Below are 22,792 nucleotides of genomic sequence, written 5' to 3' on the forward strand. Positions count from 1 at the left end.
CCCGGCAAGCTACCGGTGGTTTGTCGAAGACGATATTGGCGAGGTCGGCTGCGGCGGTCAACAACGATCATGGTGATCGCCCGCATCCTTCGTGTTCACATGGCAACCGTCGGCCGCATCGGTGCCGAGGTCAGAACAGAAGTCCGCTGATTGTTATGCCCGTGGCCCGTTTTGCTATCCCTGCAAGACGTCCGAATCCCCAATGTACGAAGGAACGGATCTAGAGCCAAGCGTCGTCAAGACCTCGTTAGGTATGGAACCTACTGATTTGGCGAGCTCATCTAACGATTGTGACGGGCCACAAACCTCGACCAAATCGCCGAGCGACGGCTTTAGATCTGCCGCCGAGCTAAGATCAATAATCGACGTGTCCATGGAAACTAGGCCGATGACGTAAGCCGCCCGACCTTTATAATAGACCCGGAGCCGATCCCGATTGGCCGCAGAATGTGCGTTGCGTGGATAACCGTCTGCATAGCCCAAAGAAATGACCCCGATCAGGCTGTCCCTGTCGAGCCTGTGAGCCCTTCCATACCCGACGTACTCTCCGTGACGAAGTGTCTTCACCTGGAGGAGCCGTGCAGTCACAGAGAAGACTTGTCGAAACGGGCTGCTGCGCGTTGCGAACGGATTACCGCCATAGAGACCTATACCCGGACGAACTAACTCAAAATGGGCCCTGCGACCGAGGAAGCACCCTGCCGAGCCGGCTAGTGAGGCCCGCCGGAGTGCTCCGAACTCTTTGCGGACGTGCCAAAAGGTGTCAATCTGCTCTCTGTTGCGAGGGTCTGAAGGATCGTCGGCACAGGCTAGGTGGCTCATGATCAGATCGAAATAGTGTGTGCGACCTTCGATCAGATGTTTAAGAGTACCCAGTTCCTCCATGCGGAACCCAAGTCGATTGATCCCGGTGTCGACATGCAGGGCGGCTCCGCCAGTCCAGCCTTCGCGTTCGCAGAACTCGATCCAAAGCCGAACCTGAAACTCCGAAGTGAGCACTGGCTTAAGGTTGAGCGTCTTGTGGGCGGACTCAGTCCCAGGAAGGAGTCCATTTAGGACATATATCTCACCGACTGCGTTGTGCTGGCGGAGCTGAGCACCTTCCTGGAGATGCGCCACGAAAAAACTTGTGCAGCCTTGCGATACCAACCGGCGAGTGACGGCAGCGAGCCCTGCTCCATAGGCATCCGCTTTTACTACTGCCGCAACTCGCGCCTCAGGACAAAGAGTTCGGAACTCGTTGAAGTTCCAGGCAAGATTATCGAGGTTGATTTTTAAGTCTGGCGAATGGCAACGGAGCATTGGGTTCGTACTATTGTTGAAGGGTGACGTTCCAAGAACGAGAATGGTCGATGATCCCACGGCGGCATTTTGTCTGTGAATGTGCGAAACCGTTGACATACCCTAAGCCATTTTGAGATCGGTATATGAAAAGGTATTGTTAAATTTAACCTCACGAATATAAATAATAAATGGCAACTCTTTAACAATTTCCGCCCGTCCCAAACGGAAACTTAACTTGACCTTTCATCGATAACATATAAAAGCCGAACCAGACGCAGCTAAATAAATAGATACGTATTATTCTACACGACCTCGCGTTTGGAGGTGCGACACTGACGTGGTGCAAGATCGGCACGTGACGAAAAAAGACACTAAGGAGACGCGTTATGACCAATGCACCGCAAGAAGAAGGTAACGGTTACAGGTCTTTTGGCGACCAATGGGCTGACGTATATGACGAATACGCGGATACACATAACTTCCCTGTAGAGAACGCGACGGCTGTGGCATGCCTAGCGGAACTTGCCGGAGAGGGTACTGCACTAGAACTAGGATGCGGAAATGGACACATCGCGTTACCGCTGGCTGAGGCCGGGCCGCAAGTCCATGGCCTCGACAACTCCGCTCGTATGCTTGCTTCACTAGAAGAAAGGAATGACCGGCGCTTGGTACGCACTCACCACGGCGACATGGATAACTTTGACTTAGGCAAGCGATTTGACCTTGTGTATTGCGTAAACAATTCATTCACGCATATGCTTTCTGTGGACAATCAATTGGCTTGCCTACATGCAGTGATGCGTGCAATGGAGGACGATGGCAAATTTGTTATACATCTTAATTTGCCAAATACGACCGATTTCGTGGGTTCAGGCGTGTACGGAAACCAACGGACGACCGTTGTTCACGTAGACGAATATCGAACTATGGTTCGATTTACGAGACATGACCCTAATAATCAGATGTATATTATGCAAGATCTTTGGATTAATCGGGGCGAGGTGCGTACCCTGCCTTGCAAGCTTAGGTACGTGTATCCATCCGAACTGGAACTTCTTACCCGGATCGTCGGTTTGGAACTAGTTGATCGCTGGGGGGATTGGGAGCGACGGCCATTTGATACGTCGTCTATGAGGCATATGTCGGTCTATCGAAAACGCAGTTCGATTTAAATATCGTTCTTGGTCAGACGACAGATCATCGGCACGCCCACTTACCCCAGATGTTCAAGATGGTTGGGTGGTGGCGATTGTTGTAGCGGCTCCCCTGGCTGGGAGGAGCGGAAGACGAGGAAGGCATCGAAATTTTGTGATGAGCAAAAGTCGCTTATTCTTCGGCGTCACGCCGCTTTCCTTCCATCAGTGTATTGGCGGGGCGACGACGATACCGCGCTTTCGGTCAGGAAGAACAAGGCAGGCCATCATTGGGCGCCCACGCGGACATCGGAGAGCTGATCCGCACCCTGGCGCACTAATTGCCGGACGGGGCAATCGCGTCCCGTGTCAACCGACTCGGCTAGGCCACTGGCAGACAGAACGGATAGACGCAGTGACGTATTATTACAATGCAGTAAGATCCAGCTACAGGAGTGTCAAATGTCTGATGACGTGCTCTACGACGAAAATTGGGCTTCGATTTATAATGGATATACCAATCTGCGAGGTAGGATTGCCGAGGCAGACGCGACCGTTGCTTTTCTTGAGGGATACGCCATCGGACGCAGTGCTCTTGAACTCGGTATTGGGGACGGACGGGTGGCAGTGCCATTGAGCGAACGAGGCGCCAGAGTGGAAGGTATCGACAATTCGGACAGCATGCTGGAACTTCTCGCTAGGCGCACAGATCTGGTGAAAGCTTGGAACGGAGACATTGCCAACTTCCGGTCGGGGCAACGCTACAGTCTGGTGTATTGCATTTATAACACATTTAAGCTGCTCTCCACACGTGAATCCCAAATAAGTTGCCTCCGATCTGCCGCAGAGGCGCTAGATGAAGAGGGGATTTTGGTGATTGAACTCGATGTGCCAGATTTGGATGGTTTTGTCAGCGGACAGAGAATTACTACACTGCTCCTGGATCAGGAGAATACGATCCTTCATGCGGAGGTCCACGATCCACTAGATCAGAACTTAGCCTCAACCATCCTATGGTTTTCTGGTACATTGGTTAAACGCTTGCCGCATCGCGTTCGCTACGTTTATCATCAGGAACTCGATACAATGGCCCAATGTGCAGGTCTGAGACTAGCGGAGCGTTGGGGAGATTGGGCGAGAGGTCCGTTCACCGAAGGGTCGAAGCGTCATATCTCAACTTACCGCCGTCTCGACCTGTAGTTCGGCGTTTTGTAGGGCCCACCCACTTTTTTGATGAGCGTCCTCCAAAAAAGCGCAAGACAACTCTCCGGTAAGCGGTGCGCCAAGGCACCTCCCAAAATCGTCTTGTGATGCGTCTATGGTAGGTCAGCCGTTGGTCCGCTGGCCGCCGGAGATCACTCCGGATCGTCATAACGGGTGACGTAGTGGAGTTCGCGGAGGGCGGGGATGACGAGGGCGATGTCTTTGTAGGCCTCGTGCTCGATGAAGTGCGCGGTCTCGGGCCCCGGCCTGGGCTTGCCGAGGACGGGCCTGCCCTTTTTGTCGACGCAGTAGATCAGGATCGGCAGCAGCAAGCCGTGGTTGGGGTTGTCGAGGTCGAGTAGCCGTTTCCAGCGTTTGATGTTGAGATTCATGGCCGCGTAGAACCCCTGGCACCACGGCCGGGGGTCGATGCCGCCGCTGGGCCTGGTGGCGAATCGGGGCGCATAATCCTGCGGTCTGTCGAACAGCGTCGCGTTGATCCGGTTGTGGATCCTGGCGAGGCTGGCAAACACGGCGTGATCGGTTGCAGAGCCTTTGGCCAGGACGTCGCGCGGCAACCCCATGAGCGGGCACATCCAGTCTTGCGGGTCCGCGAACCGGGGCCCGGTGACCGTCGCCGTTACGAAGCCATCCAGCGCCGACATGGTCCGCACCAACGGGCGGCGGGCGGTCTTGGCGGCCATCCAGGCCTCGAGCGCCTCGTCCGACAGCGCCATGTCATCGATTGCGCTCATGCCGCCAAGGGGAGCGGCATCTCTTGGCGGCGCACCCAGTTCCATATGTGGACGGCTCCCACTTGCAAGTGTTTTTTACAGATATTTTTGATCGGATCGCTTGCTTCCATATGTGCGGCCTTTGTTGCAAGGTGCCTTGGCGCACCGCTTACACTCTCCGTTGCAGTATCGTCATTTGCGGTGTCGTATTGGCGATGGGGATAGTCTCTGTTCGTAGAGCCTACAAGCTGCATGCGCGGCTGGCATCTGGCCCGCCACTCCTGCCGCACCCTGCACCCTGCTGAATGTCGGGACGATCTTGCTCGCTGGTCGGCGGCGGTGGTCGCCGCCATCCAAGCTCCGCCCGCACCCGTGCGTTTCTGCTTAGCCCCTGTGGCCGCGAAGGATGACATCGCCATGCCGGAGCTTGCCATCGAACTGGTCGCTGCTACAGGCGGTAGCGTAGGATCATTCATCGCGGATGTGGTCTCCGGGAAAACAGTGCGGATCGGCGTAAGCAACCGGATCCTGCGTCATTTCTACGCTTGCACCACATGCGCCAACCCCCAACCCCAATGAATTTCAGGTTGGCGGTCCGGTCCACTATTCGGTGGCAAAGGTGTGCGGCACCTGTTGGCAGGCTAGTCACGTGGAAAGGAATCCCTTTGTCGGAAAACGTCGGGTAGCCGACAACTGCTGTCGGGTTTTCAAGGTCGCCCACGATCAGCGTTCGACGAAGTCGTGCTCTAATCCATTGAATACTCTGCGGATTATTTGTTCGCGAGCTCTCTGCGTGCAGTTGGCTCGATTGTTGAAGCTCCCAAGTCGCAACGCTTGACGAAAATGGGATTTGGCCGCGTTCCGGCGCAGTGTCCAAGTTGGTTCCTGAGCACCGCAAGGCGGTTGACCGCAAACTGCAATGGAGACCCTACGATGCAAACTCTCACATCGACACTGTCAGGTCCGCGCCGGCTGTTACGTTTTGGCGGCAACAAGATAGCAGATGTTATCGCAAAGACTTTGGAAGAATTTCCGTCGAACACCGCTGTGCGCACGAATGAGAATGGCGACATAAGCTACCAGGAGTTGGGCATATCCGCGTTCAGTCTTATGGATCGATTAGAGACTGTCGGCCTCCGTCCCGGTGATGCGGTGATTGTCAAACTTCCTCGATCAGTTGAGTTGGTCACGGCCATTCTTGCCACTCAAATGATGGGCGTTGCGTTTGTGCCTGTTGATCCATCGGAAACGGACCGCCGATTGGATCCCATACTGCGCAATACCAAGGCAAATGCCATCGTTAGCCAGGATCCGAGTGGTTCGATACGCGTTGAGCGCCCTCCGACGAGCGACGGCGGCAATTCGGGGTTCACAGACATCGCGTACATCATGCATACCTCCGGGACTACGGGAATCCCGAAAGGGGTACCAGTATCCCAGGCAGCTCTTCTGAATATGGTTGACTGGAATATCGACATGCTCGATTTCTCGGAAGGAGCCAGCATCTCGCAGCTTACACGACCAACATTCGACCTCTCAATCCCCGAGTTCTTCGTACCATTTGCGACCGGCGGGACAATTGTCTTGCCTAGTACGGCACTGGGAGGACAGATAATCGAAACGATTGAATTCCTGATACAAAGCGGCACGAATGTTATTCAAACAGTTCCGACATTGCTACGGCGCGTGTTGGGAGCACTTGAGCGACTTCCTTACCTATCGGAACGATTCACCGATCTCAGATATGTGCTCTGCAGTGGCGAATCCTTACAAGATTCGGTTAGGCGTCGATTCTACTCGGTCTTTCCCAATACCACGTTGATAAATCACTACGGGCCAACCGAGTGCTGCGTTGGAGTTAGCTATCACTACTGTAGTAGAGTCGATGGAGAGGTTCCAATGTATATCGGAACTCCACCCGCTAACGTCGATCTATTTGTTCTTGACGATACCAAATCCAACGTCGGATTTGGTATCGAGGGGGAGCTCTGGGTAGGCGGCATACAGACGTCCCACGGCTATGTGGCTGACGATGCCCAATCGAAGCTGCGCTTCGTGCCATTTATTACGTCCAACGGTGAGCAAGTTCTGTACCGCACAGGGGATTACGTAGTGGCATCGGAAGAACATGGGTTGCGGTTTGTCGGAAGAAAGGACGATCAGATTAAGTATCGAGGAATCCGACTGGAGAAAGGGGAAATTACCAGCGCGATCGACCGGACGGGCCTATGCGCAGATTCAGCAGTAGTCGTGGTGGATAGAGATGACGATACGGGGCAGGAACTGGTCTGCCTTGTCACGCCCGCGAGCGCCGACGTGGATGAACTTCGCCGGCGACTGTTAGATGCACTGCCTAATGATCGTGTTCCGAGGCTCGTTGCGTCTCTTGTAGAGCTTCCTTTTACTGCCAATGGCAAGCTAGACCAGCGCGCCCTTGAGAGAACTGCCAAGCAGGCGCTGAGGGCAACCGAGAGCTGTGACGCACCCCAGACCGAGCATACGATGAGATCACCGTTGGACCATTTGCTGAAGGCGGTACACGCCGTCAAGCGAAAATGGGTATTGCCCGGCTCGATAGTGCGGGAGTGCAATATTGATTCCCTGGACTTCCTCGAGATACAGCTCAAGTTAACCGAAACCGGCCTTATATTCTCCGACGACGTCTATCGAGAGCAAGACCTGTCGCTTGAGGAGTGGGCAAGGCGAATTCAACCGGTCGATCACCGCGAATCTCAAGCGGTCAAGGGAAGGAGTGGACAGACTGCCGAATTTAGTGATGAGCTCCTAAAAATCATCGAACACATTGAAAAGTCATCTCCTAAAACAATTGTACTGCATTCGTCGCTAGCAGCATTTAGAAACGTAAGTTCGAATGAGGTAGCATCCCTTCTTCTTGAATGGATAGAGCGTGTCGCGTCGTCGTCTACCGTAATTCTTCCCGCATTCACATTGAGCTACTGCGCCACCCGGTCTTTTCACTGGGCAAAAAACATGTCCGAAACGGGAGTTTTGGCCGATATTGTCATGCGAGAGCTTTCGGCTGGGCGCACCAAACATCCCGCTTATTCAATGGTCGTGATCGGCCCGAGTGCGCAGGAATTGTGCGAAGCCGACTGGTGGAAATGCAGTCCGTTCGGTGACGACTCGATTTTTGGTGAGATAAGCCGTTCAGCTGGGTTAATCATGGGCTTGGGTACGTCAAGCTTTACCCATGTGCACCGGTGCGAAGTCCTAGCGGATGTGCCTTACTGCAAGACGATCAACTTGCAAGGGCGCGCCGATTTCGGAGGCAGCGCGATTGATGTGGCGACGCCCGTTTATATTCGCGACATCAAGGGCCGACCCGAATATTCGTTTCTTGCACACGATACCACGCGTGACATTCGCGAGATGAGAGGCGTTCTGCGGGAGTTCGCAATAGCCGGGACCTACGCAAGGCTGGTGGACACAGTAGACATGGAGTCCAAGCTGGTTCCCATCATGCGAACCGAACCATTCGGATTCTTACATCATAGTGCCAGAGCCGAGGCGCAGCAGGCATATCCGAGCGAAGAGCGAGATTCTTAACCGTGACATGTTCCTAGATCGATGGCCAAAGGAATTTGAGACATGACAGCCCAAAAAGGTTTTATCCTACCACCAGCTTTGAGCGAGGAGGTGTGTGGTGCGAGCCGTTCGCGTGGCGATCCGTCGTCAGAGGTGGTCTATGCGTTTGCGGACGACCGGTTCGCCGGCAATCCAGCGGCAGTCGTGCTTTATGATAGGTATCCAGCGATAGCCGAGTGCCTGCTGCTGGCCCAACATTTTCGCCAGCCTGTGACAGTGTTTCTTCGCGCCTTAGAGGAAGCTGACCATTTCGAAATTCGGTGGTTCACGCAAAATGCCGAACTGGACCTCTGTGGACATGGAACATTGGCAGCGACGTATTGGCTGTTTTGTGCCGGTTACGGTCGTTCCAATCGAGTCTTCTATCTCTCCCGTAGCGGGCATCTTGAGGCTTGGCGGAAAGGCGATGTCGTACAAGTCGCGCTTCCGGTCATTGACACGACTCCTGCGGATCCGATGGAATACGAAGCTGTCCAACGATGCATGAATATACAGGTTAAGGAGATTCGGAAGGCATATGATGATTATGTTGTTATCGTCGACAATGAGCATGTCGTTGTTAATTATGTGCCGAATTTTCGCAGCATAGCTCAGATCGATTGCCGCGGTGTTGCTCTGACAGCTTTAGCTGATCGAGACGGAGCACTCAAGGAATTTGATTTCGTATCAAGGTTCTTTTCGCCGAGGATCGCCATTGATGAGGACCAAGTTTGCGTTTCGATGCACTGCAAGCTTTACCCTTATTGGGCGAGGCTCCTTGGTAGACCGAATTTGCGCGCGCTGCAGGCATCGGTGGGCGGCGGAATCCTTGAACTCTCATCATCGAATGGCCGCGTCATCGTTGGAGGAAAAGCTAAGCTGGGGGTCGATCGATAGGTGGCACGAAGCTTCCAGCTAAGGTAGGGGAACGTCGACGGAGGCGACCCGCGAGCGGGCGGTTCTGCTATTCGGCCCCTTCCAACCATCGACAGGGGCATCAGAGCCGTGAAGTGGCGCCTGTGGCATGGGCGCGTCGATCGCGCGATCCGCGACCTGGAGCAACTCTTGGAGAGAGTGAAGGATTCGCAAGGAGACAGCGAGTTCTCGATCGCACGGCTTCATAGCCTCGGCTCGCAGCTCCTGACCTATGTCAGATCGAACCGCGGCGCGATCGTCAACTATGGCAAGCGATACCGAGCTGGGCTTCGTGTCGCCACCAGCCTCGCCGAGTCAGCAGTGAATTCGCTTGTCGGCAAACGCATGGTCAAGAAGCAGCAGATGCGCTGGTCTCTCCACGGTGCGCACATGCTCATGCAGGTCAGGACGGCGGAGATCAATGGCGAACTTCGCGATCGGCTGCGGGCACCGTTCCGACAGCCAGAACCGAACGTGCCTCCATTATTCAAGCCCAAACCGCCCCTTCTGCGCGCCGCCTAACCCCAGAGAAGTTACCGGTCTCGTTGTGACGTATCCCGTGTGATCCGACGGTACGAATAGACTTGAGTGTCGCCGGACTAAGATCGCATCAAATCACCGTTCTTATCGTAAAGTGGTTCGATCATCACCACAGCTGGATACATTTGCCCGTCGATTTCGACATCTAGCACGGTGCCGTTGCTAGCGAACTTGATAGGAACGTAGCCCAACGCCAGAGACTCATTGACACGATGCCCATAGCCTCCGGAGGAGATATAACCGACTGCGGCCCCATCTTTGAGCAGCGCCTCGTCTCCGACGACGTCACGGTCGTCGACATTGATCGTCAGGCCAACAAGCTTCCGAGCGGGCCCTGCGTCGCGCGCCCTGGCTGCGGCTTCCTTGCCGACGAAGTCCTTGTTCCAGTCGATGAATGCGGCCAGCCCGCTTTCAGTCGCGTTGAAATCCGGGCGGAAGTCCATTGCCCAAACACCCCAGTTCTTCTCGAGGCGCATCGACATGAGGGCGCGACCCCCATAGAAACGCAAACCGAGGTCGCCGCCTGCCTGTTCGACCGCCTCGAACAGACCCATGAGGAACTGCGGACGGCAATAGATTTCATAGCCTAGTTCGCCCGAGAACGACAGGCGGGATAGTATCACCGGAACGTCACCTACGACACATTCCCGGATATCCCGGAATTTGAAAGCGTTGTGAGACACGTCCTCGCGTGTAATCCGTGAGAGGAGTTCTCGTGATTTCGGACCCGAGATCGCTAGCCCGTGAAATTCGTCGGATCGGTTGGCATAGGTTACCCCCTGGCTCGGCAGATGTCGCTCGAACCATCGGCGATGCATTTCCTGTGCCGCACCCGATCCGAACAGCATGAAGCGGTTTTCCGAGAGGCAGGCGACGGTAAGGTCTCCGTAGAGGTTCCCTTTGGGGGTCAACATAGGTGTGAGGGCGATCCTGCCAGGCTTGGGAAGTTTTCCGGCGAGGACGCGGTCGAGGAAAGCCCTCGCTCCGGGTCCGGCAAACTCGTGCTTCGCATAGTTTGCGATCTCGATGGCGCCCACACCTGTGCGAACGCTTTCGATTTCACGTGCGACGTAGTCATGGCTCCGGTTCCGCTCGAAAGCCGGGTCTTCGTGCGCGTCCTCTGGCCCGTCGGCGAACCAAAGAACATGCTCCAGGCCGAAACTCACGCCCATGACCGCGCCTTTCGCGACCAGGCGATCGTAAAGGGCTGTTGTCTTCTGCCTCCGTCCTTTCGGCAGGGTCTCGTTAGGGAACGTCATTACGAAGCGGCGTTCATAGTTCTCAGAGGACTTCACCGTGCCCCAATCAGCGGTAGCGAAGTTGCCAAACCGGGAGATGTCCATCGCCCAGACATCGATAGAAGGTTCGCCCTCGATCATCCACTCCGCAATAGACCGCCCGACACCGCCGCCTTGGCAGAAGCCGGCCATAACACCGACTGCGGCCCAATAGTTCTGCAGACCCGGGACCGGGCCTATCATCGGGTTTCCATCGGGTCCAAACGTGAAGGGGCCATTCACGACGGTCTTGATGCCCGCTTGACCAAGGGCTGGAATACGTTCGAACGCTAGCTCGAGGCGGTCAGCGATGCGCTCAAGGTCGGGTTGTAGCAGTTCATGGCCAAAATCCATCGGGGTGCCCGACACCTTCCAAGGCGTGGACTTGGGCTCATACGTGCCAAGCAGCATCCCATTTCGCTCTTGGCGGAAGTAAATGTTGGCCTCGTAGTCGATGCCCGCTGGAAGACGCTGGCCGGAGGCCATTCTTTCCACGATTTGGGGGATATCCTCTGTGATTAGATAGTGATGCTCCATAGGCTGCACGGGCATCGTCACGCCAGCCAGCTTCCCGGCTTCACGCGCCCAAAGCCCGGCGGCGTTTACCACGTGTTCGGCGTTAATGGTCCCCCTTGGGGTAACTACGTCCCAGGTGCCGTCCTTCCTCTGGCGCGTTTCGATAACGGGGGTGTGCGTGTAGTACTGGGCGCCATGCACGCGGGCAGACTTCGCGTAGGCATAGCAAACGCCCGAAGGATCGACATCACCGTCGAGCGGGTCCCACAGCGCGGCGAGATAGTGGCTTGGATCGATGAGAGGATGCCGCTCGGCCGCCTCTTTGACGGTGATGAATTCTTGGTCGAGCCCCATGTAACGGGCCTTCGACCGCTCCCGTTTCAGATATTCGTACCAGGTCTTGTTTGACGCGAGGTAGAAGCCGCCCGTATTGTGAAGTCCGACCGAGTGGCCGGAGGTCTCCTCGATCTCTTTGTAAAGATTGATTGTGTAGCCTTGGAGGCGGCTGATGTTCGGATCCGAGCTAATGGTGTGGATTTGACCCGCCGCATGCCAGCTTGACCCGCTTGTCAGTTCGTCTCGCTCAAGGAGCACACTGTCTTTCCAGCCGAATTTTGCGAGGTGGAAAAGGATGGAACATCCGACAACGCCGCCGCCGATGACGACTGCGCGGGCGTGCGTTGCAAATGTTTTTTCAGCTGTCATGGTTGTCCGCTCTGGGCTGGAGGAGGCGATTGCTTTGAGACCGGCCGGATGGGCATGGCTAAGCGAGGGGAAGACGTCTGAACCGACCGGCCCGGGCTGGGTCAAAAAAGTGGTCGAGAGGTCCGTTGTCGACAAAATGGGCGTGCCATGTGGCTAACGCAGCTCGGTCGAGTTCCACACCCAGGCCATGGCCTTCGGGGACGGTGACGAAATTGTTTGTCTGACGGAACGGTCCGCCCTGGATGACATCACCGATCTGCCAACGAAACAGGGACTGGGATGGCTCCGTAATCCAAGGCATTGCCGCAGACATGTGCAGGTAGGCTGCGGTTGCCACGCCTGCGTCGCCCGAATAACACCAGAACCCGACCCCCATGGTCTCGCAGGCGCCGATAAATCGAACGGCGCGGGAAATGCCGCCCAAGACCGCAAAATTGGTGACGATGAAGTCCGGCACGCCGATACGAACAGCTTTTCGAAGATCCGGGACATGGGTGGAGAAGGGTATGCCGGAATGCCGGCGCAATACGCTCATCTCTTCGAAGGTGGCGACGGGATCCTCATAATTCCTGATATCGAAAGGCTCGATTTCGCGAAGGATGCGAATGGCCGTTGGCAATGACCACTGCATATTGCTGTCGAGCCGGATCATATCGCGAGGCCCCAAAGCAGCGCGAAGCGCCTTCACGGTCTCGATCTCAAGGACCGGGTCCCCCAAGATGAGCTTACCCTCGAACATCGTCGAACCATGAAGCTCCCGCATGTGTACGCAATAGTCAGCTACCGCCTCGGGAGAAATTTCACCTCCCTCGCGGAATCCGAAGTATTCAGTAAAAGGTATGTCCTTCCTGACGGCACCGCCTAGCAGCTTGTAAAGCGGCTCCTGCCCCACTTTGCCTCTGATATCCCAGAGAGCGATTTCAATCGCGCCGAAAGCTTTGACCACGGAACTGTCATCGGTATTTTGGACGATTTGCCATGGTGGGACAGTCAAAGATTCACAGTACGCGATGTCGAGAGGATCCTGACCGACCAACCTTTCGCCCATAGCCTGAATTGTTGCCAAGACATCAACTGAAGGCGCCTCGCCAAGGCCAACGATGCCTTGGTCGGTTTCAATTTCGATGATCACCTTCGACGTGCCGGGATAATGTCCACCAGTCCACCAAAGCGGTTTTTCGAGTGGAATATTTACGGGAGTCGCCTTTACAGAACGAATCTTCATTGCGCTATTCCGAAGTTGAGGAAAGATTGGAGCTGGACGCGACAGCTTAGTACCACTGGTCCGATTGCCTAGACTTCTTTCGCGCGCAGAATTCGGCCAGCTCATTGTCTATGGCCGGATCAAGAGGGGGCGCCTGGTACTCAGCAAGCAGCTTCTTCCAGCGCGCGTTGGCGCGTACTAGGGCATCTTTTTCCCCGGCGTCACGCCACTGTTCGAAACTGTTGTTATCCGCGATTTCCGACTCCCAGAACGCCGTTCGGTAGTTCGCGATTGTGTGGCCGCAGCCAAAGAAATGCTTGCCCGGCCCTACCTCGCGAAACGCGTCGAGCGCCAGCTGATTGGGATTGACGGAAAGGCCTGCCATATAGACGTGCAGCGCGCTGCAGAAGTCGGCATCAAGGATCAGTTTTTCGTAACCCATGGTCAGCCCGCCTTCGAGCCAACCTGCCGAATGCAGGATGAAATTGGCGCCGCACTGGACGGCGGCCTGCATAGCGACTGCGCTTTCCATCATCGCCTGACCGTCAGCCACCTTGGAGGAGGTGAAGGCTCCTGAGCAACGCAGCGGCAGGCCCAGCCGGCGTGCGAGCTGACCCACGACCAGCGACCCCAATGCCGGTTCCGGGGTGCCGAAGGTTGGTGACCCGGCACGAAGGTCGGTCGAAGACAGAAAGTTGCCAAAGATGGTGGGGGCGCCAGGGCGCACAAGCTGGGTCAGGGCGCAGCCCACCATGGTCTCGGCAAGCGACTGCGCGATAGCGCCGGGCGTTGTCACCGGACCCATCGCGCCGCCGAGGATGAAGGGCACGATCACCGCTCCCTGGTTGGCGCGTGCATAGACCTTGAGCGCGCCTGTCATGGTGGCGTCGAAAACGAGCGGAGAGTTGGCATTGATATTCGCGAGGATGACGCAGTTCTGGTCGACGAAATCCCGGCCAAACACGATGCGAGCCATCTCGATCGAATCTTCTGCCCGTTCAACCGAGGTGACCGAGCCCATAAAGGGCTTGTCCGAATAACGCAGATGGGCCGCCACCATGTCGAGGTGCCGTTTGTTGACCGGAACGTCGACTGGCTCGCATACCGTTCCTCCCGAATGGTGCAGCCAGGGGATGGAATAGGCAAGTTTGACGAAGTTTTCGAAATCGACGAGCGTCCCGTAGCGGCGGCCACCCTCCAGATCGCGCACGAAAGGCGAACCGTAAGCCGGTGCGAACGCGACATGGCGGCCGCCTATTCTTAGGGAACGCGCCGGGTTTCGGGCATGCTGCGTGAAAGTCGACGGCGCGGTTTTCAAAATCGGGCCAAGCATCCCCCGTTGAAAGCGCACAAGTTCGCCGTCGATCTTGGCGCCTGCGATCCGCCACAGGTCGAGCGATTCCGGATCGTCGCGAAACTCAATTCCGATTTCCTCCAGTATCACCGCGGCGGCGTCTTCGATCGCCAGCAGGCCTTCCTCGGACAGCAGGTCGTACGGGCGTATACGAAGTTCGACGCCGGCGAGAACAGCCGCTGCTTGGTGGCCGCCCGCTGGAGGGCGTCGGTTCGAGCGGCCTCGTGCTCGAGTAGTTGGCGCCTCAGACTCAGACATGCCTTTACGTCTTCCTTTTTTCGTTTCCTTCTATAAGTTTGATTGGTGGGAGCGCTTGGGTAAACCGCAATTATTCTGATACCAGCATAAGTGGAAGTTATGCAATGCCTCGTTTACGCATTCCGAGCCCGGCCGGCCTCATCACCTTTGAGGCTGCGGGGCGGCATCTTAGTTTCACCAACGCGGCCGAAGAGCTTCGCGTCAGCCAGGCCGCCGTGAGTACGGCCATTAAAAGCCTGGAGGGTGACCTCGGCGTTGAGCTGTTCGTACGCCAGCACAAACGGATCGTTTTGACCGAAGCCGGCCAGCGCTTTTACAGTGATGTGGCAATGGGCCTCGGCCATATTTCCCGGTCGGCCGAGGCCGTTCGGCGTACGACCGAGGACAAGCATGTCGTCCTATCGTCGTCGACGGCGTTCGCCAGCCATTGGCTGATCCCACGGCTGCCTAGTTTTCGCGCGCAACATCCGGAAATCGAAATCCGCATTCAGACGGCGGACCGCGACACCGATCTTGCCCCCGACCCCCATCTGATCGGTGTGCGCCGGGGATTGGGTGATTGGCCGAATTACCGCGCGTTCCGCTTCGGCGGCGAGAACCTTATCCCGGTATGCAGCCCCAGCTATCTCACGCAGTCAGGCGTGCCGCGCGATTTGGCGGATCTCGCCGGGCGAACACTCATCCACCTTGACGAGCCCCACCGGCCACGTCCGGCCTGGAAGGACTGGTTTCACCATTTTGAAGTTGATTTCACCGACGTCGGTGAAGGCCTGCGTCTCAATGATTACAGCCTGGTCGTGCAGGCGGCGATAGGCGGGCAGGGCATCGCGTTAGGTTGGACCCACCTCGTTAACCATCCGCTGAGTGAGGGGTTGCTTGTCCCAGCGCTGGCCGCCAACTGGGTAACCGGGTATGCATTCTTCATCGTCAGCAACCGTTCGGTTGATCTCGCTCCGGAAGCCAAACTGGTCAAGGACTGGATCATCGAAGGTGCCCCCAATGACCAGGGTTGACCAGAGCCCGGCTCCCCGAGCTGCCCAAGCTTTCAGTCGCAACAGAGATACAGAGACCGACTACCGCCACGGCGCAGTCCAGCGCCCACCCCCGTTATGCTACGAAGGGTTTCGATTGTGCATTTATCCATGGCGACGCTGTCTACGGAAACCAACACCTTCTCTCCAGTACCGACGGGCTTGCGCAACTTTGACGACTATTACCTTCGGTGTCCGGCATCTTCCCCAAGCGACAGCGTGGCACATGACGGAATCAAGTTCATCTCATCGCTGACGGTACAAAGGTCACTCCGGATTCGGAGCCTCATCGGCGACCGCTTATCCCGTTCGCTCAGGTGGCCACAATATATGGTGCTGCGCGTCTGTCCCTCTTCGCCAGCCAATTAGCGTAGACTGCGACCAAGGTGGCACGATTCGGGTGTTGCCATCATCCCGCCAATTCGGAGATCGGTTAGGCCTTGACGCTCGCCAGCACCCGGCATACTTTCTATAAGCAACTTGCGTAGGGATCGCGTGTGCAGCCCGATGACATCGAACTCATTCTGGACGCTGACATTTCGGAGGACCCATGCCTCCTCTTGGATGTCGTCACGCCCGATGGCGTGCTTCAGCTCTTGGGGAACGTGGAGATGGGCAGCAACCATCTGGTCGTCCGTGACCTCCATATTGGGGGCGATGCCCAGGTCCAGTGGGGTTGGTCCAAATTGCGCAAGCTCGGTCGAGTGATCGCGGAGAAGCTTAATGTCGACTACATCGAAGTTCATGGAGCGGTTCGGACAACGGGTGCGAACCCGGGACGTCGTCCGGGTGTCGTCAGGCTCTCCCGTCCGGCTGAGCCTCAGCTTTCTTCACGGCGCGAATACTCCTGAGGCTGCTCGGGCTCTCGTCAGGAGACAGTTGCCGCTGAGGACGGCCCACGCGGTCCTCACGGAGATGGTTGATCACGGCAAGGCATTCGTGACGGTTCCTTGCGTCGACGACCTCCGGGCACTGAAGGATGAACTCTCGTCCGCAGGAGTGGTAGCGAAGGTTCATGCGCCGCGGCCGATAAGCGTCCGCGAAGTCCGGGACGGCACGAAGCTGTCCCAGGAGGCGTTCTCCGTGAGGTATGGCCTCGATCTGGCAACGCTTCGAAACTGGGAGCAAGGTCGCTCGGAACCGGATGCAGCGGCGAATACGCTCCTATGGACCATTGCCCGGAACCCGGGAGCAGTCGAAGAATCCCTCGACATGGAGGACGAAGTGGCTGCCCCATCGCCCTAGGGAGGTCGTCGGAAAGGCCACTTCAGCGTGCGGCTACTCGGCCGCCAATGCGATGGCCGGCCGCCGCGCGGGAGGCGGCGCCAGTGTCCGCGGAATGAGCGGATCCGGCTTCTTGTAGCGCCGTCCGGTCAGCCGTTCCTCGCCCGCCCGACGCGGCGCCAGCACTGGCCGCCCTGCCTTCCGACGAGTGTAATGGCGCTGATCGCCGAACTCTCGCGCGCCGTCGAAATCCCATTGGAAGCCGCCATACGCGCCTGGATCCTCCTCCTTGAGGCGATCCACCCACCAGACGAGTTCCTCCAGCACCTTGACCCTGTGGACGCGGTAGTAGCTCGCGAGATCCTCCACGATTTGCCGTTTGTTCGGGTGGCACATCTTGAGGATCTCGCCGATGTGCTCTTTCTTCCACTGCGTCGTATCGCCGACGATGCCGCGGTGCGTAACGGGAGCGATGCGCTGGCCGACGCCCAAGCATCGTGTCCATTGCGCTGTGAAAATGGCGCCGCCGGTTCCAGCGGAAGGCGAACTCGCCGAGGTAAGCGTCAAGATGCTTCTCCCGGAAGCCATGGAATGTGCCCAGCGCCCAGCGCTTCAGGTTCGCAAAAACGACGTGAATCCACTTGAAGACGATGTGGGCGGGCATCGTCCTATTGCTCAGATTGACCTGCCTGAGGCGACGGCCGGGCACCTTGTCGTACGAGGCAAGGGAGTCCGTCCGCACCGCCGATCCGGGAAGGGTGTTGGCTACCACGAACGGAACGATGCTTTGAGCCGACCGATCCGCGATGCGCGCGAGCCTGATGCGTCCGACGCCATGGTTACCGACCGTCTCGACCGCCCCAGCGATCCATATCTGGTTGGCTGTGCTGCTACCGCCACCCCTTTCCAACGCGTCCGCCTTACGCCGATACGGAATGGCGGACTCGTCCACGTCGACAGTTCCGGAAAGCGGTGTCCGGTTGGGGTTCACCATTGCCCGCCTGAGCTTGTGCAGCACCAGCCAGGCGGTTTTGTAGGAAACGCCGAGCTTAGGTTGGAGCTGCAGCGCCGAAATAGAGTTGGAGTGCGTCGCCATTAGATATGCCGCCAGGAACCACTTGCGCAGCGGCAGGTGCGTGCCTTGCATGACCGTCCCGGCGATCACGGAGGTCTGTTTCCGGCACCCACGCCTGTCCCCTTTGCCTGCGCATTCGAAAAGCCATGGCCGGGCCTCGAGGCGCCATGCTTTCCTGGAACCGCAGCGTGGGCATGTGAAGCCGCCCGGCCAGCGCTTGTTGAAGAGGTAGTCAGCGCATGCGTAATCGTCGCGGAAAGTCTCCACGAACTTCTCGATCGACGGTGGCTTGTCGTTCTTCCACCGGGTCGGAAACAACGCCTCGCCCATGTCGACGCCAATAGAGCAGGCGAGGCGATCCGTCAGCAACAATCGCTAGATATGGTTACCACCTGAGCGAACGGGATAAGCGATTCGCCGCATCAGTGGAATCTCGCCGGTGCTGCATTGACGGCGTATAAACAGACAGGGTCGGCGATCGATACGGCACGGTCGGCAATGATAGAGGAATCTGAACGCGGAGAAGTAAGCGGCCAGCCTATTCCATCGACTAAGGACGATCGAGCCTCGCAGTTCGCCCGGATTGTTTCTTCGAGATGGCCGACGATCAAATTCGTTGGAGTATGGGACACGGTCGCGAGCGTGATAGTCCCGCGTCCTGATAGGTTCTATGCGTTCAGCCTGCAGACGCTTGCCAATACCAGAAACAATCCTAGCGTTCGCATTTTCCGTCAGGCGATCGCGATCGACGAACGAAGAAGAATGTTCAGGCTGGATGCCTGGGATGAACCGCAAACGTTCATGCACAATAGGTTCAGCGCTACGAACAATGCGGAACCGCAGGACGCGCAGCAAGTCTGGTTTTCAGGTGCGCACGCCGATATCGGGGGAGGCTACCCGGAGCAAGAGAGCGGTCTTTCGAAATTCCCACTGATCTGGATGATCGACGAAGCGGTGAAGCATGGCTTGGCCGTCGACCGCAGGACTGTGAACCAGCTGGCCTGGGGAGTGCAGAGAAAGGGAAGTCCGTTCAGCTACGTTCCACCCGAAATCATGCGTGATCCGCATGATTCGATGTCGACCGGTTGGCGCCTGCTGGAGTGGTTGCCGAAGGCAGACAAATACAAGGAATGGGCTGCTCGCAAGTCGTTCCTCGGCCACTACATCCCAAGCGCCGAGCCGCGCTTTATATCGCCCGAGGCGTTTGTTCATCAATCTGTCGTGGACAGGATGGCCGCTGTCACAAAATACAGGCCCGTGAACTTTCCCGAGAACCCCAGAGTCGTTCCTATGTCCGGGAGCCCGGCGTAGCGGAGCTTCTTTCAAGGTGCGCGGAGCTGCGGGTAAATGAAATCAATGAAGAATCGATCGATGCAGCGTTTCGCGCCAACTCATACACGGAAGATTTGTCGCACACAGAAACGTGCAGTCCGTCAGGAATCGGAGTCCTGCCCACGATCACCATGATGAAGCCATTCAGCGCGTGGTGGGAGCGGCGCACGCAATCGGCGATATTTCGACGGTCGATATGCGAAGGCGATGCGATATCCTCCGGGTGGGTGTGCCAGCAGCCCACGAAATGCAGCCCGCGCGAAAACATATCGTCGATCTCGCGCTGTTCGGCACGCTCATCCGGACGGTAAGAATAACGAGACCGGCGATCTCCGCGCCTCGGGCCGGTTGCGACGTCGATGTTGAAAACCGGAAGCTGAAATCTCGCAAATAGAAGTCCACCGGCCTCGTTCTGCCAAAAGCGTGCTTGACGGTGTTGGTTGAAGTGCTCCAGAACGCTGCCGCTGAACGCGAGCGATTGTCCAGATAGTCCAATGTCGAAGGAGATCACGCCGCCAGATCCTTCGCAGCCTGGCTCCATCGTCTTTCGATCATGGTCGCGCCGTCGAGCGCTTGCGGAGCGATAGCTCGCAGTTCGTCGCTCCACGTGCCGCCCGCAGCCTCGACGAAGGCGCGGCGCGCAAGCCAGATGCGATGTGTGGCCGATGCCGCCTGACCGAGAAGGGCGTCAAGTGCGGTCTGTGCCACCATCGAGGTGATGAATCCCAATTCGACAGGGCCGTAGGGATCGAACGCCGCTCCGCAGGCAGGCTCGTACAGCCGGGTTTCATGTGCCCAACGTGTGGCGACGAGGTGCGGCGATCCGGTGGCATCCAGTCCGTCGCGCAGGCGGTCGCCGCCGGAGACGACGATCGCGTGCCCGGCAGCGGCGTGCGGTTCCGTCCAACCGTAAACGATGGGAAAGCGTCGCATTTGGAAAGCCTGCCATTCGTCGAGAAGGGATTCGCTCGGCCAATCGCCGAGCGCGGAGACGACAAGATCGACGCCGGCGAGGGGGCAGTCGGCGCGAAGCAGAAGGTCCTGCACGAGCGACTTATGACACTCCACCTCTACGTGCGGCAGGTCTGAGCGGATGCGCTTCGCGAGTTCGATTGTCTTGGCCGCGCCGATTGAGCCCACTCCGAGAGGGTGTCGGCCGACATTGGCACCCGTGAAGGTCTGCTTGTCGACGAGGATGAGCTTGCCGACACCAGCTCGGGCCAGCGTCATCGCAACCGGTGCGCCGACTGATCCGCATCCGAGAACGGCGACGGTCGCCCCGAGCAGCGTGGGAACCCTAGGATCGCGGTCGCGCCCGTGGACCCATGTCGGATCGACGCGTTCGACCGAAGTGCGGTCGGCGGCATTTCCTCCAAACAGTCGGGCGTGCAGCACGTTCTCGGGCACGCGCGAAGGGCGAAACCCGGCGATCAGCGGATCCGATCCACGAACGATTTTCGGTCGATTGACGACCGTGGCTGCGATCGCCGGTCCGTTCTCGGTGCTCGCGCCTAGCATCACGATTAGCCGTTGACGCATCTGGCGGGCAAGTTCGTCGAGATGGTCGGCGACGCCGGCGCGGGCAGCGATGTCGTAGACGTCCTTCGCCGAGGAGGGGTATTCGGACGGCAGTGGCACGACATCCATCCAGACCAGCAAGCCGCTATTGAAGCGGAGCTCGGCTGTGGGGATTGCCGGAGCGAAATTGCGAAGCCAATCGCGCAACGTCTCCTCATTGTCGGCGATGATAGTTCGTCTTGCGCCTTCCCAGATCCTGACGATCCGCGACGGCGGCGCGGGTTCGATCAGCGACAGGATCGTCCGGGCCTGTCCGCGTCCTGCATGACGCCAATATGTGAGAAACTCGCTTCGGAAGTCGCCAATGCGTTCGCCGCGGATCAGCGCTTCGATCAGATCGAACGTCATCTCAAGCAGTTCGGCGATTCCGGCGTACGGATCGTCGATGGGAAACGTGGCGTGATCCGGCACCAGACAGAGCACGCCGTCGCTTTCGACATGGGGCCAAGTCAAAAAGGAAGGACGATCAACCAGCGCGATCCGCGCGGGCGCAAAAGGAAAGGCCGCGGTCACCAGGACGTCGAGCCGGCGCCGGCAATCGGAAAAGACGCAGTCGAAACGCCAGCCGATTTCGGCGGAGCGCCCCCGGTAGGCAGCGAGTTGTCTGGTGTCGAGCCTTCGCGGGCGCAAGCCAGCTTGCTGCCAGCGTGATTCAACGACGCTGACAGCTGACTTGAAGCGCTTCGCGAGAGGGTCGACACCCTCAGGCATTCCGGCGATCTCCCTCGATGCGGACGGCCGAGGTCCTCGCCTGCGCCTCGCTGCGAACGAGACCGGCGGTCAGCAGGGCTGGTGTACTGAGCCGAGTGGTCGAACGCCGCCGCGTCCAGTCCGCAATGTCGGCACCGACGCCCTTGGCAAGTTGCTCGGTGATCAGTTGCTTGTTAGACAACTGCGCCACCGCCGCGAAATCGGCGCGGGCCTTTCGTAGCCAATTATGGAATTCCGTCTCCCGCTCCGGATGCTCCTTCCACTTGTCGGCGAAGTTCTCCAGCGGATCGCTGGGATTGGCGATGAGACGGCTCCCGTCAACTGCGGTCCCGATGAAGCTGTCCATCTTCGTCAGGATCACGAACAGCGCCTCGGCGATCTTCTCCTCTCCTTCGTAGGAGTGGGCGGCGAGCGTCGTCAGGATGATCGAGATCGGCTTGTCGTCGCTGCGGCCGATGTACATGATGTCGCGATGGCGCTTCAGGATCATGATTGCGTACTGCAACGGGGTGCGGATCCGATAGTCCGGAATTGGCTCGGTGCCCGCCGTCACGCCTTTCTGAAGAAGCTCTTTCTTGCGCTTGTCGTAGGCTTTGGCCATGCGTGTCAGAAACCATTTCAGATAGCCGCGTGGATTCGAGCGCTGCCAATCCGCCGCGATAATCTGGTAGCGCGGGTGGCGGTTGTCGGTGATCGAGATTGCGGTCTCGGCGAGCGAAGCATCGAATCCGCGCGTTTTCAGGAGTTGGGCCAGTTCGCTACCGCTCGGAATTCCGGGCGTGACGTCCATGTGGAATTGAGCTTCGTCCGCGTAAGGCTGCCTCCAGCAGCGGCGATGCTCCTCCAGCGGCTTGATCATGTTCTTGCTGCGGGCGTAGAGCCTCATTTCGATTTCGAGAAGCCGCTTTAAGGCTTGTTGAGATTCATCGTGAGTTTATGACGGCAGCAGCAAGATTGATGAAGGCTGCGAAGCTCTGGTCGGTTTTGTCAGCTCGCATGGCGATACGCTTGAATTCCTTGAGTTTGCAGAAGAAATTCTCGATCAGGTGGCGCCATTTGTAGAGTTCCTTGTCGAGCGGCAGAGGAAAAGTCCGACGTGAGTGCTGTGAAATAACGATCTTGGCGCCGCGCTC

16 protein-coding genes and 4 pseudogenes are annotated in these 22,792 nt (G+C 57.7%); 9 read left to right on the forward strand and 11 right to left on the reverse strand.

Going from position 1 to position 22,792, the window contains the following annotated elements; translation table 11 throughout:
- Nucleotides 1–174: 174 nt before the first annotated feature.
- Nucleotides 175–1,401 (reverse strand): alanine racemase, encoded by a 1,227-nt coding sequence (gene alr / locus AC07FD_RS19470; protein WP_478351168.1) that lies wholly within the window; start codon nucleotides 1,399–1,401, stop codon nucleotides 175–177.
- A 269-nt stretch (nucleotides 1,402–1,670) separates the two neighbouring features.
- Between alr and AC07FD_RS19475 the strand changes: the two genes are divergently transcribed.
- Nucleotides 1,671–2,456, forward strand: coding sequence for a class I SAM-dependent DNA methyltransferase (locus AC07FD_RS19475; RefSeq protein ID WP_478351169.1), 786 nt, complete (start codon nucleotides 1,671–1,673; stop codon nucleotides 2,454–2,456).
- A 423-nt stretch (nucleotides 2,457–2,879) separates the two neighbouring features.
- Nucleotides 2,880–3,617 (forward strand): methyltransferase domain-containing protein, encoded by a 738-nt coding sequence (locus AC07FD_RS19480; protein ID WP_478351170.1) that lies wholly within the window; start codon nucleotides 2,880–2,882, stop codon nucleotides 3,615–3,617.
- A gap of 155 nt (nucleotides 3,618–3,772) precedes the next feature.
- Here AC07FD_RS19480 and AC07FD_RS19485 read toward each other — a convergent pair whose 3' ends face one another.
- On the reverse strand, nucleotides 3,773–4,420 hold the full coding sequence (locus AC07FD_RS19485; RefSeq protein WP_478351171.1) for a UPF0149 family protein: 648 nt from the start codon (nucleotides 4,418–4,420) through the stop codon (nucleotides 3,773–3,775).
- 186 nt (nucleotides 4,421–4,606) lie between these two features.
- Between AC07FD_RS19485 and AC07FD_RS19490 the strand changes: the two genes are divergently transcribed.
- From AC07FD_RS19490 to AC07FD_RS19505, 4 genes and pseudogenes are all read left to right on the forward strand, one after another.
- Complete coding sequence (locus tag AC07FD_RS19490; protein WP_478351172.1) at nucleotides 4,607–4,933, forward strand: hypothetical protein; 327 nt, start codon at nucleotides 4,607–4,609, stop codon at nucleotides 4,931–4,933.
- Nucleotides 4,934–5,287: 354 nt separating this feature from the next.
- Complete coding sequence (locus AC07FD_RS19495; RefSeq protein WP_478351173.1) at nucleotides 5,288–7,921, forward strand: AMP-binding protein; 2,634 nt, start codon at nucleotides 5,288–5,290, stop codon at nucleotides 7,919–7,921.
- A gap of 42 nt (nucleotides 7,922–7,963) precedes the next feature.
- Complete coding sequence (locus tag AC07FD_RS19500; protein ID WP_478351174.1) at nucleotides 7,964–8,836, forward strand: PhzF family phenazine biosynthesis protein; 873 nt, start codon at nucleotides 7,964–7,966, stop codon at nucleotides 8,834–8,836.
- Between the two features lie 234 nt (nucleotides 8,837–9,070).
- Nucleotides 9,071–9,376: pseudogene (locus AC07FD_RS19505) on the forward strand (hypothetical protein); the annotation flags it as partial.
- 77 nt (nucleotides 9,377–9,453) lie between these two features.
- On the opposite strand, the gene AC07FD_RS19510 reads toward AC07FD_RS19505, so the two are convergent.
- The 3 genes from AC07FD_RS19510 to AC07FD_RS19520 are packed head-to-tail and all read right to left on the reverse strand — an operon-like array spanning nucleotide 9,454 to nucleotide 14,708.
- Nucleotides 9,454–11,892 (reverse strand): GcvT family protein, encoded by a 2,439-nt coding sequence (locus AC07FD_RS19510; RefSeq protein ID WP_478351175.1) that lies wholly within the window; start codon nucleotides 11,890–11,892, stop codon nucleotides 9,454–9,456.
- A 58-nt stretch (nucleotides 11,893–11,950) separates the two neighbouring features.
- The gene (locus AC07FD_RS19515; protein ID WP_478351176.1) at nucleotides 11,951–13,117 is read right to left on the reverse strand and encodes a mandelate racemase/muconate lactonizing enzyme family protein; all 1,167 of its coding nucleotides are present in this window, start codon (nucleotides 13,115–13,117) and stop codon (nucleotides 11,951–11,953) included.
- A 46-nt stretch (nucleotides 13,118–13,163) separates the two neighbouring features.
- Nucleotides 13,164–14,708: a trimethylamine methyltransferase family protein gene (locus tag AC07FD_RS19520; RefSeq protein ID WP_478351177.1), complete on the reverse strand. Its 1,545-nt coding sequence runs from the start codon at nucleotides 14,706–14,708 to the stop codon at nucleotides 13,164–13,166.
- Between the two features lie 104 nt (nucleotides 14,709–14,812).
- Here AC07FD_RS19520 and AC07FD_RS19525 point away from each other — a divergent pair, with 104 nt between their 5' ends.
- Complete coding sequence (locus AC07FD_RS19525; protein ID WP_478351178.1) at nucleotides 14,813–15,721, forward strand: LysR substrate-binding domain-containing protein; 909 nt, start codon at nucleotides 14,813–14,815, stop codon at nucleotides 15,719–15,721.
- A 383-nt stretch (nucleotides 15,722–16,104) separates the two neighbouring features.
- Here the strand turns inward: AC07FD_RS19525 and AC07FD_RS19530 are convergent, their stop codons facing one another.
- Nucleotides 16,105–16,485 (reverse strand): hypothetical protein, encoded by a 381-nt coding sequence (locus AC07FD_RS19530; protein WP_478351179.1) that lies wholly within the window; start codon nucleotides 16,483–16,485, stop codon nucleotides 16,105–16,107.
- On the opposite strand from AC07FD_RS19530, the gene AC07FD_RS19535 reads away from it, so the two are divergent.
- Nucleotides 16,463–16,984: a helix-turn-helix domain-containing protein gene (locus AC07FD_RS19535; RefSeq protein ID WP_478351180.1), complete on the forward strand. Its 522-nt coding sequence runs from the start codon at nucleotides 16,463–16,465 to the stop codon at nucleotides 16,982–16,984. The two genes, AC07FD_RS19530 and AC07FD_RS19535, sit on opposite strands and share 23 nt — an antisense overlap.
- Before the next feature lie 408 nt (nucleotides 16,985–17,392).
- Here AC07FD_RS19535 and AC07FD_RS19540 read toward each other — a convergent pair.
- Nucleotides 17,393–18,368: pseudogene (locus AC07FD_RS19540) on the reverse strand (IS1595 family transposase); the annotation flags it as partial.
- A gap of 84 nt (nucleotides 18,369–18,452) precedes the next feature.
- On the opposite strand from AC07FD_RS19540, the pseudogene AC07FD_RS19545 reads away from it, so the two are divergent.
- Nucleotides 18,453–19,349 (forward strand): annotated as a pseudogene (locus AC07FD_RS19545) (phospholipase effector Tle1 domain-containing protein); the annotation flags it as partial.
- Here AC07FD_RS19545 and AC07FD_RS19550 read toward each other — a convergent pair.
- The 4 genes and pseudogenes from AC07FD_RS19550 to AC07FD_RS19565 form a co-directional block, all read right to left on the reverse strand.
- Nucleotides 19,327–19,881, reverse strand: coding sequence for a Mov34/MPN/PAD-1 family protein (locus tag AC07FD_RS19550; protein WP_478351181.1), 555 nt, complete (start codon nucleotides 19,879–19,881; stop codon nucleotides 19,327–19,329). The pseudogene AC07FD_RS19545 and the gene AC07FD_RS19550 overlap by 23 nt on opposite strands.
- Nucleotides 19,878–21,659 carry a ThiF family adenylyltransferase gene (locus AC07FD_RS19555; RefSeq protein WP_478351182.1) on the reverse strand — a complete coding sequence of 594 codons (1,782 nt, stop codon included), beginning with the start codon at nucleotides 21,657–21,659 and terminating at the stop codon, nucleotides 19,878–19,880. The genes AC07FD_RS19550 and AC07FD_RS19555 overlap by 4 nt, the downstream gene beginning before the upstream one ends.
- Nucleotides 21,652–22,545 carry a nucleotidyltransferase domain-containing protein gene (locus AC07FD_RS19560; RefSeq protein WP_478351183.1) on the reverse strand — a complete coding sequence of 298 codons (894 nt, stop codon included), beginning with the start codon at nucleotides 22,543–22,545 and terminating at the stop codon, nucleotides 21,652–21,654. Before AC07FD_RS19560 ends, AC07FD_RS19555 begins: the two co-directional genes overlap by 8 nt.
- A 37-nt stretch (nucleotides 22,546–22,582) precedes the next feature.
- A pseudogene (locus AC07FD_RS19565) lies at nucleotides 22,583–22,792 on the reverse strand (transposase); the annotation flags it as partial.

The sequence above is a fragment of the Mesorhizobium waitakense genome (assembly GCF_056431085.1).